Source organism: Trabulsiella odontotermitis (genome assembly GCF_030053895.1).
Lineage (GTDB): Bacteria > Pseudomonadota > Gammaproteobacteria > Enterobacterales > Enterobacteriaceae > Trabulsiella > Trabulsiella odontotermitis_C.
In genome coordinates, this window is the sequence record NZ_CP125781.1 from 3123998 (window position 1) to 3137494 (window position 13497).

At 55.2% G+C, this 13497-nt stretch carries 10 protein-coding genes and 7 tRNA genes; 16 read left to right on the top strand and 1 reads right to left on the bottom strand.

The features are described from left to right. The first annotated feature begins 17 nt into the window (after positions 1-17). The 11 genes from nagA (at position 18) to QMG90_RS15015 (ending at position 6135) form a co-directional block, all read left to right on the top strand. Positions 18-1166 carry an N-acetylglucosamine-6-phosphate deacetylase gene (nagA, locus tag QMG90_RS14965; protein WP_283280417.1) on the top strand — a complete coding sequence of 383 codons (1149 nt, stop codon included), beginning with the start codon at positions 18-20 and terminating at the stop codon, positions 1164-1166. 8 nt (positions 1167-1174) lie between these two features. After that, on the top strand, positions 1175-2395 hold the full coding sequence (gene nagC, locus QMG90_RS14970; RefSeq protein ID WP_283280418.1) for a DNA-binding transcriptional regulator NagC: 1221 nt from the start codon (positions 1175-1177) through the stop codon (positions 2393-2395). 48 nt (positions 2396-2443) lie between these two features. Further along, positions 2444-3196 carry a ribonucleotide monophosphatase NagD gene (gene nagD / locus QMG90_RS14975; protein WP_038159550.1) on the top strand — a complete coding sequence of 251 codons (753 nt, stop codon included), beginning with the start codon at positions 2444-2446 and terminating at the stop codon, positions 3194-3196. Between the two features lie 249 nt (positions 3197-3445). Continuing rightward, entirely contained in the window at positions 3446-5110 is a 1665-nt protein-coding gene (gene asnB / locus QMG90_RS14980; protein WP_283280419.1) for an asparagine synthase B, read from the top strand. 218 nt (positions 5111-5328) lie between these two features. Beyond that, positions 5329-5405 (top strand) — tRNA-Met (locus QMG90_RS14985). Positions 5406-5412: 7 nt separating this feature from the next. Further along, positions 5413-5497, top strand: a tRNA-Leu gene (locus tag QMG90_RS14990). Between the two features lie 23 nt (positions 5498-5520). After that, positions 5521-5595: transfer RNA gene (locus tag QMG90_RS14995), tRNA-Gln, on the top strand. A gap of 31 nt (positions 5596-5626) precedes the next feature. Further along, a tRNA-Gln gene (locus QMG90_RS15000) sits at positions 5627-5701 on the top strand. Positions 5702-5721: 20 nt separating this feature from the next. Continuing rightward, positions 5722-5798: transfer RNA gene (locus QMG90_RS15005), tRNA-Met, on the top strand. 77 nt (positions 5799-5875) lie between these two features. Further along, positions 5876-5950: transfer RNA gene (locus QMG90_RS15010), tRNA-Gln, on the top strand. 110 nt (positions 5951-6060) lie between these two features. After that, positions 6061-6135, top strand: a tRNA-Gln gene (locus tag QMG90_RS15015). 86 nt (positions 6136-6221) lie between these two features. Here the strand turns inward: QMG90_RS15015 and ubiF are convergent. Continuing rightward, a complete protein-coding gene (gene ubiF / locus QMG90_RS15020) occupies positions 6222-7397 on the bottom strand; it encodes a 3-demethoxyubiquinol 3-hydroxylase (RefSeq protein WP_283280421.1) in 1176 nt (391 codons plus the stop codon). Between the two features lie 137 nt (positions 7398-7534). Between ubiF and miaB the strand changes: the two genes are divergently transcribed. From miaB to lnt, 5 genes are all read left to right on the top strand, one after another. Further along, positions 7535-8959 (top strand): tRNA (N6-isopentenyl adenosine(37)-C2)-methylthiotransferase MiaB, encoded by a 1425-nt coding sequence (gene miaB / locus QMG90_RS15025; RefSeq protein WP_283280423.1) that lies wholly within the window; start codon positions 7535-7537, stop codon positions 8957-8959. A 171-nt stretch (positions 8960-9130) separates the two neighbouring features. Next, on the top strand, positions 9131-10180 hold the full coding sequence (locus QMG90_RS15030) for a PhoH family protein (RefSeq protein WP_283280424.1): 1050 nt from the start codon (positions 9131-9133) through the stop codon (positions 10178-10180). Then, on the top strand, positions 10177-10644 hold the full coding sequence (gene ybeY / locus QMG90_RS15035; RefSeq protein ID WP_283280425.1) for an rRNA maturation RNase YbeY: 468 nt from the start codon (positions 10177-10179) through the stop codon (positions 10642-10644). Before QMG90_RS15030 ends, ybeY begins: the two co-directional genes overlap by 4 nt. Positions 10645-10717: 73 nt before the next feature. Next, positions 10718-11596, top strand: a complete 879-nt coding sequence (corC, locus tag QMG90_RS15040; RefSeq protein ID WP_054179892.1) for a CNNM family magnesium/cobalt transport protein CorC — start codon at positions 10718-10720, stop codon at positions 11594-11596. Positions 11597-11618: 22 nt separating this feature from the next. Next, complete coding sequence (gene lnt / locus QMG90_RS15045) at positions 11619-13157, top strand: apolipoprotein N-acyltransferase (RefSeq protein ID WP_283280426.1); 1539 nt, start codon at positions 11619-11621, stop codon at positions 13155-13157. Positions 13158-13497: the final 340 nt, after the last annotated feature.

The following is a 13497-nucleotide window of genomic DNA, read 5'->3' on the forward strand; positions in this document are numbered from 1 at the left end:
TGTAACCGGGGGTTGTAATGTATGCATTAACCCATGGTCGGATTTATACCGGCCACGAAATTCTGGATGACCATGCGATTGTTGTCGCCAATGGCCTGATCGAACGTCTCTGTCCGCTGGCGGATCTACCGTCTGACATTGAGCAGCGCTCAGTCAATGGCGCCATTCTCGCCCCGGGTTTTATAGATGTTCAGCTGAACGGCTGCGGCGGCGTGCAGTTTAACGACACCATGGACGCCGTCAGCGTGAAAACGCTGGAAATCATGCAGAAGGCCAATGAAAAATCGGGCTGCACCAGCTATCTGCCGACCCTGATCACCTCCAGCGACGAGCTGATGAAACAGGGCATTCGCGTGATGCGCGAATATCTGGCGAAATACCCGAACCAGGCGCTGGGTCTGCATCTGGAAGGTCCGTGGCTGAATATCGTCAAGAAAGGCACCCATAACCCGGATTTCGTGCGTAAGCCGGACGCGGAACTGGTGGATTTCCTCTGCGCTAACGCCGACGTCATCACCAAAGTCACCCTCGCGCCGGAGATGGTTGAACCTGAGGTGATCCGCAAGCTGGTGAATGCCGGGATTGTGGTCTCCGCCGGGCACTCCAACGCCACGCTAAAAGAAGCGAAAATCGGCTTCCGCGCCGGGATTACTTTCGCGACGCACCTTTATAACGCCATGCCGTATATCACCGGCCGTGAACCGGGTCTGGCGGGCGCGATTTTTGATGAGCCGGACGTTTACTGCGGCATTATCGCCGACGGCCTGCATGTCGATTTCGCCAACGTCCGTAACGCAAAACGTCTGAAAGGCGACAAGCTGTGTCTGGTAACCGATGCGACCGCACCGGCAGGCGCAAATATTGACCAGTTCATTTTTGCCGGGAAAACAATATACTACCGGAATGGATTGTGTGTAGATGAGAATGGCACGCTGAGCGGCTCCTCTCTGACCATGATTGAAGGAGTTCGCAATCTGGTTGAGCATTGCGGCATTGCGCTGGATGAAGTCCTGCGTATGGCGACGCTCTACCCGGCGCGTGCGATAGGTGTCGATAAGCAACTGGGCAGCATTGCGCCTGGGATGATCGCCAACCTGACCGCATTCACTCGCGACTATAAGGTAACCAAGACCATCGTTAATGGTAACGAGGTCGTCACTGAGTAAGTAAATGTATGACACCTGGCGGACAAGCTCAAATTGGCAATGTTGATCTCGTAAAACAACTGAACAGCGCGGCGGTATACCGTCTGATCGATCAGCACGGCCCCATCTCGCGCATTCAGATCGCAGAACAAAGCCAGCTTGCCCCCGCCAGCGTGACAAAAATTACGCGTCAGTTGATTGAACGCGGCCTGATCAAAGAAGTCGATCAGCAAGCCTCCACCGGGGGCCGCCGCGCAATCTCCATCATCACCGAAACCCGCAATTTCCACGCCATCGGCATTCGCCTCGGCCGTCATGACACGACCCTGACACTCTACGATCTGAGCAGCAAAGTGCTGGCGGAAGAGCACTATCCGTTACCAGAGCGCACGCAGGAAACGCTGGAACACGCGCTGCTGAACACGATTTCGCTGTTTATCACCTCTTGCCAGCGGAAAATCCGCGAGTTGATTGCTATTTCGGTGATCCTGCCCGGGCTGGTCGACCCCGACAGTGGCGTGATCCGCTATATGCCGCACATCCCGGTGGAAAACTGGGCATTGGTCGATGCGGTGGAAAAACGGTTTAACGTCACCTGTTTTATTGGCCATGATATCCGCAGCTTAGCGCTGGCGGAGCACTATTTTGGTGCAAGTCAGGACTGTGAAGACTCCATTCTGGTGCGTGTCCACCGCGGCACCGGCGCCGGGATCATCTCCAACGGGCGCATCTTTATCGGCCGTAACGGCAACGTCGGTGAAATCGGCCACATTCAGGTCGACCCGCTGGGCGAACGCTGCCACTGCGGCAATTTCGGCTGTCTGGAAACCGTCGCCGCCAACGCCGCCATCGAACAACGCGTTCGTCATCTGCTGGAACAGGGCTATCAGAGCCGTGTGACGCTGGATGACTGCACGATCAGCGCCATCTGCAAAGCCGCCAATAAAGGCGACCCGCTGGCGAGCGAAGTCATTGAGCACGTAGGCCGCCAGCTCGGCAAAACCATCGCTATCGCCATTAACCTGTTTAACCCGCAGAAAGTGGTGATTGCCGGGGAAATCATCGAAGCCGAGCGCGTGCTGCTGCCCGCCATTGAAGGCTGCATTAATACGCAGGTGCTGAAGGCGTTTCGCAAAAATCTGCCGGTGGTGCGTTCCACACTCGATCACCGTTCCGCTATTGGCGCGTTTGCGCTGGTAAAACGCGCTATGCTTAACGGCATCCTGCTACAGCGTTTGCTGGAAAGCTAAAGCGGTTTTATAGTACGCCTCTCTTTAAGCTGTTGAGCCTGGGTATCCATGACCATTAAGAATGTAATTTGTGATATCGACGGCGTGCTGATGCACGATAACGTCGCCGTTCCCGGTGCTGCGGAGTTCGTCACCCGCATCCTGGAGAAAGGGCTGCCGCTGGTCCTGCTGACCAACTACCCTTCCCAGACCGGGCAGGATCTGGCAAACCGTTTCGCCACCGCCGGTGTCAATGTGCCGGACAGCGTGTTTTACACCTCGGCCATGGCGACTGCAGATTTTCTGCGTCGTCAGGAAGGCAAAAAAGCGTATGTCGTCGGCGAAGGTGCGTTGATTCATGAATTATATAAAGCCGGGTTCACTATCACGGACGTTAACCCGGATTTCGTGATCGTCGGCGAAACGCGCTCCTACAACTGGGACATGATGCATAAAGCGGCGTTCTTCGTCGCCAATGGCGCGCGCTTTATCGCCACCAATCCGGACACCCACGGTCGCGGTTATTATCCGGCCTGCGGCGCACTTTGCGCTGGCATCGAGAAAATCTCCGGTCGCAAACCGTTTTACGTCGGCAAACCCAGCCCGTGGATCATTCGCGCCGCACTCAACAAAATGCAGGCGCATTCCGAGCAAACGGTCATTGTCGGCGACAACCTGCGCACCGATATTCTGGCAGGCTTCCAGGCCGGTCTGGAAACTGTTCTGGTGCTCTCCGGCGTCTCAACGGTCGATGACATCGACAGCATGCCGTTCCGCCCTTCCTGGATTTACCCGTCCGTTGCGGAAATTGACGTTTTTTAATCACCGCGCCGGATGATGCATAACGCATCCGGCCTGCAATTATCATTTATCTAATGAATAATGTCTTTTACTAATAATTCATCAACAAATGCACAGCAACGCCGCGCCTTTTTCATCAATCAACAACTCTCATTGCATTATTTTCTGATAAGCCCGTAAACCCCTTGCGCCAGCCTCACGCTTTGCGGCATTGTCTCTCTCAGAGCAAATGACACAACAGCATTACGCAACAGGGTAACGGAGACGTTTATGTGTTCTATTTTTGGTGTACTGGATATTAAAACTGACGCGGGGGAGCTGCGCAAAAAAGCGCTGGAGCTTTCCCGCCTGATGCGCCATCGCGGCCCGGACTGGTCCGGTATCTATGCCTGCGATAAAGCGATTCTCGCCCACGAACGTCTGTCGATTGTCGACGTCAACGCCGGTGCCCAGCCGCTGTATAACGAAAAGAAAACGCACGCGCTGGCGGTTAACGGTGAGATCTACAACCACCAGGCGCTACGCGCAGAATATGGCGATCGCTACGCGTTCCAGACCGGCTCTGATTGCGAAGTGATCCTCGCCCTGTATCAGGAAAAAGGCGCTGAGTTTCTCGACGATCTGCAGGGCATGTTTGCTTTCGTCCTTTATGACAGCGAAAAAGACGCCTACCTGATTGGCCGCGACCACATTGGTATTATTCCGCTGTATATGGGCTACGACGAGCACGGCAACTTCTATGTCGCTTCTGAAATGAAAGCGCTGGTGCCGGTGTGCCGCACCATTAAAGAGTTCCCTCCGGGAAGCTATCTGTGGAGCAAAGACGGCGAGATCCGCTCTTACTATCAGCGCGACTGGTTTGATTACGACGCCGTCAAAGACAACGTGACAGACAAAGCAGAGCTGCGTCAGGCGCTGGAAGATTCGGTTAAAAGCCATCTGATGTCTGACGTGCCGTACGGTGTGCTGCTGTCCGGCGGGCTGGATTCGTCAATTATCTCCGCGATCACCAAAAAATACGCCGCGCGCCGTGTTGAAGATCAGGAACGTTCAGAAGCCTGGTGGCCGCAACTGCACTCTTTCGCTGTCGGTCTGGTGGGTTCGCCGGATCTGAAAGCCGCGCAGGAAGTCGCTAACCATCTTGGCACCGTCCACCATGAAATCCACTTCACGGTGCAGGAAGGTCTCGACGCGATCCGCGACGTGATTTATCACATTGAAACCTACGATGTGACCACGATTCGAGCCTCGACGCCGATGTACCTGATGTCCCGTAAAATCAAAGCGATGGGCATCAAAATGGTGCTCTCCGGCGAAGGTTCTGACGAAGTGTTTGGCGGCTATCTCTATTTCCATAAAGCGCCGGATGCGAAAGAGCTGCATGAAGAGACCGTGCGTAAATTGCAGGCGCTGCATATGTTTGACTGCGCCCGCGCCAACAAAGCGATGTCCGCCTGGGGTGTTGAAGCCCGCGTACCGTTCCTCGACAAGAAATTCCTCGACGTGGCGATGCGCATCAACCCGCAGGACAAAATGTGCGGTAACGGCAAAATGGAGAAACACGTCCTGCGTGAGTGTTTTGAAGCTTACCTGCCGGCAAGCGTTGCATGGCGTCAAAAAGAGCAGTTCTCCGACGGTGTGGGTTACAGCTGGATCGACACGCTGAAAGAGGTGGCGGCAAAGCAAATTTCCGATCAACAACTGGAAACTGCGAGCTTCCGTTTCCCGTACAACACGCCAACATCGAAAGAAGCGTATCTGTATCGTGAGATTTTCGAGGAGCTGTTCCCGGTACCGAGCGCAGCAGAATGTGTGCCTGGCGGTCCGTCTGTCGCCTGCTCTTCCGCCAAAGCGATCGAGTGGGATGAGGCCTTCAAAACCATGAACGATCCCTCAGGTCGTGCGGTTGGCGTACACCAGTCCGCTTATCAGTAAAAGTGATGAAAATTCGCACTGGGCCCTGCGGGGCCCTTTGTTGTTTTTCATCACTAAATTTGAGAAATAACCAATAATTGCCGAATAATGCGCCACGCTGTTCGCAACCTAACCAAACAGTCACATTCCGGCGATTTTCCGTCAAAAAGAGGTTGACGCTACAGGGCTCAATACGCATAATGCGCCCCGCAACGCCGATAAGGTAACGCGAAAAAGATGGCTACGTAGCTCAGTTGGTTAGAGCACATCACTCATAATGATGGGGTCACAGGTTCGAATCCCGTCGTAGCCACCATCTTTTTGCGGGAGTGGCGAAATTGGTAGACGCACCAGATTTAGGTTCTGGCGCCGCAAGGTGTGCGAGTTCAAGTCTCGCCTCCCGCACCATTCCCAGGTAAGCGTTGTACGGATGGGGTATCGCCAAGCGGTAAGGCACCGGTTTTTGATACCGGCATTCCCTGGTTCGAATCCAGGTACCCCAGCCATATTTCATCGACTCACTGACGTACCTGTTGTTGGGGTATCGCCAAGCGGTAAGGCACCGGTTTTTGATACCGGCATTCCCTGGTTCGAATCCAGGTACCCCAGCCAGTCGATGAAAAGGAAGTATCGGCTACGTAGCTCAGTTGGTTAGAGCACATCACTCATAATGATGGGGTCACAGGTTCGAATCCCGTCGTAGCCACCAAATAAAATTGGGGTATCTCCAGGCTGTATGACATCGGTCTGATTACGGCACGAAAGCAGAGATAAACCACAAACAATTGGGGTATCGCCAAGCGGTAAGGCACCGGATTCTGATTCCGGCATTCCGAGGTTCGAATCCTCGTACCCCAGCCAAATTTAAAAGACGTTTTAACCTGATGTTAGACGCACCCTGTTGGGGTATCTCCAGGCTGTAAGGCTCCGGTCTGATTCCGGCACACAGGCAGAGATAAACCACAAACAATTGGGGTATCGCCAAGCGGTAAGGCACCGGATTCTGATTCCGGCATTCCGAGGTTCGAATCCTCGTACCCCAGCCACTTCAATGCAAAAAAGCTCGCTTCGGCGGGCTTTTTTGCTTTCTGCCTCTCTATCATTCCCCTCTATAAAAGAGGGGAATTGAACGTTACAACCCCAACGCATACTTCAGCGCCTGACGTTTCAGGACACCCGCGCGTTCGGCTGCCATCAGGCCGATATTGCGCAGCACCCGTACGGGCGCAAGGTCGTTGCTGAATCCGGCATAAAACAGATCCATTCCCGACTGCATAATGTAGTTATCCGCCATACGGCGCGTCTGGTAGCGTTTCAGAATGGGGTAGCTGTACCACGCTTCGCCGTGACTGCGCGCACTGGCTAAGACATCCAGCAGCGCATCCACGTCACGATAGCCGAGGTTAACGCCCTGCCCCGCCAGCGGATGAATGGTGTGCGCCGCATCGCCGACCAGCGCCAGCGACGGCTGGACATACTGCAGCGCGTGGCGGCGGGTCAGTGGGAATGCGCCTGCAGCCACCGGTTTTACCTTGCCGAGTCGTGACGGAAAGACGCGTGTAATTTCCTGCTGCAACTGCTCCATCGTCAATGTTTGTAGCTGGCGAATGCGGGCGGGATGGTCATACCACACCAGCGACGCCCAGTGATCGAACAGCGGCAGGAAGGCGCGCGGCCCGTCAGGGGTAAACTGCTGCCAGGTGCTGTCGCCCGGATCATCTTCGCATTCAACAGTAATTAACATGCAGGACTGCTGATACTGCCAGGAATGAGTGCCGATGCCCGCCATCTGCCGCACCTGCGAATTCGCACCGTCAGCGCCCACCACTAATGATGTGGACAACTCGCTGTCATCGGCGAACAGCAGCCGGTAGCCATCGTCCTGCCGCAACATAGAGGCAAGACCGGTTGCGACGCGCAGCGTCACCTGCGGATGGACCGCCAGCGCCTGCCAGAGCGCGCGCTGCAACACCGGGTTTTCAACCATATATCCGAGCTGCGGAAGTTTCAGTTCTGCGGCATCAAAGACCACATGCGCGTTTTCCCACTCCCAGGTTTCCAGCCGCCGCCAGGGATGACAGCGCATCTCACGCACGCTATCCCAGACGCCCAGCCCGCGCAGCAGTGCGACAGACGCGGCGCTGATCGCCGAAATGCGCACATCCGGCTGCGATTGCGCATTGAACGCGGGCGGTTCCGCTTGTTCGATCACTGTTACCGTAAAGCCCTGCTGCGCCAGACCCAATGCCAGTGCGCTGCCGACCATTCCGCCGCCGACGATGGCGACATCAGTGGTTAGATTGTTCATGGTCACTTATCCTTAAACCTGAATACCCTAAGTTTACCGGATTTTTAACGCCTTGAGGCCAGGCTGGTCACAACGACGGCAAAGCATTACAATACGCGCCCTGCAATCCTGGCTTTACACTGAGCATGAGCAAGTCGATGACGAAAAAACTCCATATTAAAACCTGGGGCTGTCAGATGAACGAATACGATTCATCCAAGATGGCCGATCTGCTGGATGCCACTCACGGGTATCAACTGACCGACGTGGCGGAAGAAGCGGATGTGCTGCTGCTTAATACCTGCTCAATCCGCGAGAAGGCACAGGAAAAAGTCTTCCATCAGTTAGGTCGCTGGAAGCTGCTTAAGGAAAAGAACCCCGATTTGATTATCGGCGTCGGTGGCTGCGTGGCCTCGCAAGAAGGCGATCACATTCGCCAGCGCGCGCACTACGTCGATATTATTTTTGGCCCACAAACACTGCATCGTCTGCCGGAGATGATCAACTCCGTGCGTGGCACCCGCAGCCCGGTGGTGGATATCAGCTTCCCGGAAATCGAGAAGTTTGACCGTCTGCCGGAACCGCGCGCTGATGGCCCGACCGCGTTTGTCTCCATCATGGAAGGCTGCAACAAGTACTGCACTTACTGCGTAGTACCGTACACCCGAGGTGAAGAGGTCAGCCGTCCGTGTGACGATATCCTGTTTGAGATTGCCCAACTGGCGGCGCAGGGCGTGCGTGAAGTGAACCTGCTCGGCCAGAACGTGAACGCCTGGCGCGGTGAAAACTACGACGGCACCACCGGTACCTTTGCCGAACTGCTGCGGCTGGTGGCGGCGATCGACGGTATTGACCGAATTCGCTTCACCACCAGCCATCCGATCGAATTTACCGATGACATCATTGACGTGTATCGCGACACGCCGGAGCTGGTGAGTTTCCTGCATCTGCCAGTGCAAAGCGGGTCCGATCGCATCCTTAACCTGATGAGCCGCACCCACACGGCGCTGGAGTATAAAGCGATCATCCGTAAGCTACGCGAAGCGCGCCCGGACATCCAGATTAGCTCTGATTTTATCGTCGGTTTCCCGGGCGAAAGCACCGAAGACTTCGAGAAAACCATGAAGCTTATCGCTGATGTGAATTTCGATATGAGCTACAGCTTTATTTTCTCTGCCCGTCCTGGCACACCGGCCGCCGATATGGTGGACGATGTCCCGGAAGAAGAAAAAAAGCAGCGTCTGTACATTCTGCAGGAGCGCATCAACCAGCAGGCTATGGCCTGGAGCCGCCGTATGCTCGGCACCACCCAGCGTATTCTGGTCGAAGGCACGTCACGTAAGAGCATCATGGAGCTCTCAGGCCGTACTGAAAATAACCGCGTGGTGAACTTTGAAGGCTCCCCGGAGATGATCGGCAAATTTGTGGATGTGGAAATCGTCGACGTTTACCCGAACTCGCTGCGCGGCAAACTGGTGCGCACTGAGGACGAGATGGGCCTGCGCGTGGTGGAATCCCCGGAATCCGTCATCGCCCGTACCCGTAAAGAGAATGACATCGGCGTGGGGATCTATCAGCCCTGATCCCGGCGGCCTGCCCGCTCGGGCAGGCCCTTGCATTTTCCCCTGCCCGACCACATCTACAGTGTGTCGCTTGCGCCTTTTTCAAGCACCGTGAATAATTCCCTTAAGAGGCTCGCCGCCCCAGGCCGGAGAAGCGAAACGCGTCCGGCAATACTGTAAAAGAGGAACAGTTTGAACATAGAAACCCGAGAAATTACCCTGGAGCCAGCAGACAACGAACGCCTGCTGGGCCTGTGCGGCCCGTTTGATGACAACATCAAACACCTGGAGCGACGTCTTGGCATAGAGATCAGCCGCCGCGATAACCACTTCAAGCTCACCGGACGCGCCATCTGCGTCAACGCCGCCGCAGATATCCTGCGTACCCTGTATGTCGATACCGCCCCGATGCGCGGTCAGGTTAAGGACATTGAACCCGAGCAAATCCATCTCGCGATCAAAGAAGCGCGAGTGCTGGAACAGAGCGCGGAAAGCGTGCCGGATTACGGCAAAGCCATCAACATCAAGACTAAACGCGGCGTCATCAAACCGCGTACGCCGAATCAGGCGCAGTACATCGCCAATATTCTTGATCATGACATCACCTTCGGCGTCGGCCCGGCAGGTACCGGTAAAACGTATCTGGCGGTCGCCGCGGCGGTGGATGCGCTTGAACGTCAGGAAATTCGCCGTATTCTGCTCACCCGCCCGGCGGTGGAAGCCGGTGAAAAGCTGGGCTTTCTGCCAGGCGATCTGAGCCAGAAGGTTGACCCGTATTTGCGCCCGCTGTACGACGCCCTGTTCGAAATGCTGGGCTTTGAAAAAGTCGAAAAGCTGATTGAGCGTAACGTCATTGAAGTTGCGCCGCTGGCTTATATGCGCGGTCGTACGCTGAATGATGCGTTCATCATTCTTGATGAGAGCCAGAACACCACCATCGAACAGATGAAAATGTTCCTGACCCGTATCGGTTTTAACTCGAAAGCGGTGATCACCGGTGACGTAACGCAGATTGACCTGCCGCGCAACACCAAATCCGGCCTGCGCCACGCGATTGAAGTGCTGGCCGAAGTGGATGAGATCAGCTTTAACTTCTTCCACAGCGAAGACGTGGTTCGTCACCCGGTCGTCGCACGTATCGTTAATGCCTATGAAGCCTGGGAAGAGGCGGAACAAAAACGTAAAGCTGAACTGGCTGCCGAGCGTAAACGCGAAGCCCAGTTGGCGCAGGAGCAGAAATGAGTCAGGTGATCCTCGATTTACAGTTGGCCTGCGAAAACACCACCGGTTTGCCGGACGAAGCACGTTTTCAGACCTGGCTGGATGCTGTTATTCCGCAATTTCAGGAAGAATCAGAAGTGACGATTCGTCTGGTTGATGAAGCCGAAAGCCACGATTTAAACCTGACCTACCGCAGCAAAGACAAATCCACTAACGTACTTTCGTTCCCGTTTGAAGCGCCGCCGGGCATCGACATGCCGTTGCTCGGCGATCTCATCATCTGCCGTCAGGTGGTTGAGCGTGAGGCCGAAGAACAGGGAAAACCGCTGGAAGCGCACTGGGCGCATATGGTCGTTCATGGCAGTCTGCACCTGCTCGGCTACGACCATATTGAAGACGACGAAGCGGAAGAGATGGAAAGTCTGGAAACAGAGATAATGCTTGCTCTGAACTATGATGATCCGTACATTGCCGAGAAAGAATAGTCAGTCATGCCGTCTGCGCTGAGTTTACGCGAGACGGCGAATTTTTCATTAACATGAGACCCCACACGACGCCATGAGCGACGACAATTCACACAGTAGTGACACCATTAACAGCAAGAAGGGATTTTTCTCCCTGTTACTGAGCCAGCTTTTCCACGGTGAACCGAAAAACCGTGATGAGTTGCTGGCGCTGATCCGTGATTCCGGGCAGAACGACCTTATCGACGAAGATACGCGCGATATGCTCGAAGGGGTAATGGATATCGCCGACCAGCGCGTCCGCGACATCATGATCCCCCGCTCGCAAATGATTACCCTGAAACGCAACCAGACGCTGGACGAATGCCTCGATGTGATCATCGAATCCGCCCACTCGCGCTTCCCGGTCATCAGCGAAGACAAAGATCACATTGAAGGGATTCTGATGGCCAAAGATCTGCTGCCGTTTATGCGCAGCGATGCCGAAGCCTTCAGCATGGACAAAGTGTTACGCCCGGCGGTTGTCGTACCTGAAAGTAAGCGGGTCGACCGCATGCTCAAAGAGTTCCGTTCGCAGCGTTATCACATGGCGATCGTCATTGACGAATTTGGCGGCGTCTCGGGTCTGGTGACCATTGAAGACATCCTTGAACTGATCGTCGGTGAAATTGAAGACGAATACGACGAAGAAGAAGATATCGATTTTCGTCAGCTAAGCCGCCACACCTGGACGGTGCGCGCGCTGGCTTCCATTGAAGATTTCAATGACACCTTTGATACCCATTTCAGCGATGAGGAAGTGGATACCATCGGCGGGCTGGTGATGCAGGCCTTTGGTCATCTCCCGGCGCGTGGGGAAACCATTGACATTGATGGTTACCAGTTTAAGGTCGCCATGGCCGACAGCCGACGTATCATTCAGGTTCATGTCAAACTTCCGGACGACGCTCCACAACCGAACCTGGAAGACTAAATTAACAGGACGACATATTTACATGGCATTTGCCTCTCTTCTTGAACGCCAGCGCGTGCGCTTGTTGCTGGCGTTACTCTTCGGGGCCAGCGGAACGCTGGCTTTTTCTCCTTATGACTTCTGGCCCGCGGCACTGGTTTCGCTGTCTGGACTGCAGGCGCTCACCCTCAACCGCCGTCCACTGCAAAGCGCATGGATTGGCTATGCCTGGGGCATGGGGCTGTTTGGCAGCGGTGTTCACTGGGTTTACGTCAGTATCGCCCAGTTTGGCGGGATGCCCGGCCCGGTTAACGTTTTCCTCGTGGTATTGCTGGCGGCGTATTTATCGCTCTACACCGGGCTGTTCGCGGGTATCCTCTCCCGCCTGTGGCCGCAAACCAGCTGGCTACGCGTGGCGATTGCCGCGCCGGTAGTCTGGCAGATAACCGAATTTCTGCGCGGTTGGGTGCTGACCGGTTTCCCGTGGTTGCAGTTTGGCTACAGCCAGATTGACGGCCCGCTGAAAGGGCTGGCGCCGGTGATGGGGGTGGAAGCCATTAACTTCCTGCTGATGACGGTCAGCGGCCTGCTGGCCCTCGCCATCGTTCGCCGCAGCTGGCGTCCGCTGGTGGTGGCGCTTGTCCTGTTTGCGCTCCCCTTCCCGCTGCGCTACATCCAGTGGTATCAGTTGCTGCCTGAGCGCGCCACCCAGGTGTCGCTGGTGCAGGGCAATATTCCGCAAGCGCTGAAGTGGGACGAAGACCAGCTGATTAACACGCTGAAAATTTATCTCGACGCCACGCAGAAAGTGATGGGCAAATCACAGCTGATTATCTGGCCGGAGTCCGCGATCCCGGACCTCGAAATCAATCAGCAGCGTTTGCTGAGCATGATGGATGATATGCTGCGCGCCAAAAACAGCTCGCTGATTACCGGGATTGTCGATTCGCGTCTGAATCAGAAAAATCGCTACGACACCTACAACACCATCATCACCCTGGGCAAGGATAATCCGTACAGCTACAACTCGGCCGATCGTTACAACAAAAACCATCTGGTGCCGTTTGGTGAGTTTGTGCCGCTGGAAACGATCCTCCGCCCGCTGGCGCCGTTCTTTGATCTACCGATGTCCTCATTCAGCCGCGGCGCGTACGTTCAGCCTCAGCTCAGCGCGCACAACCTGAAACTGACGGCGGCCATTTGCTATGAAATCATCCTTGGCGAGCAGGTGCGCGATAATTTCCGCCCGGACACCGATTTTCTGCTGACGCTCTCAAACGATGCCTGGTTTGGAAAATCCATCGGCCCGTGGCAGCATTTCCAGATGGCGCGCATGCGCGCGCTGGAGCTGGCACGTCCGCTGTTGCGCAGCACCAACAATGGCGTCACCGCCGTGATTGACCCGCGCGGCGATGTCCAGGCCATTATCCCGCAATTTACCCGCGACGTACTGACCACTACCGTCACGCCGACGCGCGGTATGACGCCTTATGCCCGTACCGGCAACTGGCCGCTGTGGATCCTGAGCGCGTTGTTCGGCTTTGGCGCACTACTGGTCAGCCTGCGTCAGCGTCGTAAATAAGCCTTCTCCCCACTCCTCTCTCTTAACGGGAGAGGAGAAATCCCCCTTCCTTTTGCCATTTCTGGCACGTCTATTGCTTTGTTAAATCAGGAATTCCGCTTTTGGCTTATTGTGCAACCTGGTTGCACCAGCGCAGTTCAGCGGTAGCACCAGCCTGGTGCAATCGGCGATTTTTGCTTCAGAATGGTGCGGTGCGCCTCGCAAAAATAAACAAAAAAGCATCATTATCTTTACAATAAGCCAAACTAAATGCTAACAAACAGGCATAACACTGCACATTTAAGCGGCAGACCATAACAACATCACAATGGGTATCAATAGCGTCTCTGGCGCTGACGAT

Bases quoted from the DNA above. Each gene is read 5' to 3' on its own strand.
- miaB (WP_283280423.1), top strand. From the start codon at position 7,535: ATGACGAAAAAACTCCATATTAAAACCTGGGGCTGTCAGATGAACGAA.
- nagA (WP_283280417.1), top strand. From the start codon at position 18: ATGTATGCATTAACCCATGGTCGGATTTATACCGGCCACGAAATTCTG.
- nagD (WP_038159550.1), top strand. From the start codon at position 2,444: ATGACCATTAAGAATGTAATTTGTGATATCGACGGCGTGCTGATGCAC.
- asnB (WP_283280419.1), top strand. From the start codon at position 3,446: ATGTGTTCTATTTTTGGTGTACTGGATATTAAAACTGACGCGGGGGAG.
- lnt (WP_283280426.1), top strand. From the start codon at position 11,619: ATGGCATTTGCCTCTCTTCTTGAACGCCAGCGCGTGCGCTTGTTGCTG.
- corC (WP_054179892.1), top strand. From the start codon at position 10,718: ATGAGCGACGACAATTCACACAGTAGTGACACCATTAACAGCAAGAAG.
- nagC (WP_283280418.1), top strand. From the start codon at position 1,175: ATGACACCTGGCGGACAAGCTCAAATTGGCAATGTTGATCTCGTAAAA.
- ubiF (WP_283280421.1), bottom strand. From the start codon at position 7,397: ATGAACAATCTAACCACTGATGTCGCCATCGTCGGCGGCGGAATGGTC.
- ybeY (WP_283280425.1), top strand. From the start codon at position 10,177: ATGAGTCAGGTGATCCTCGATTTACAGTTGGCCTGCGAAAACACCACC.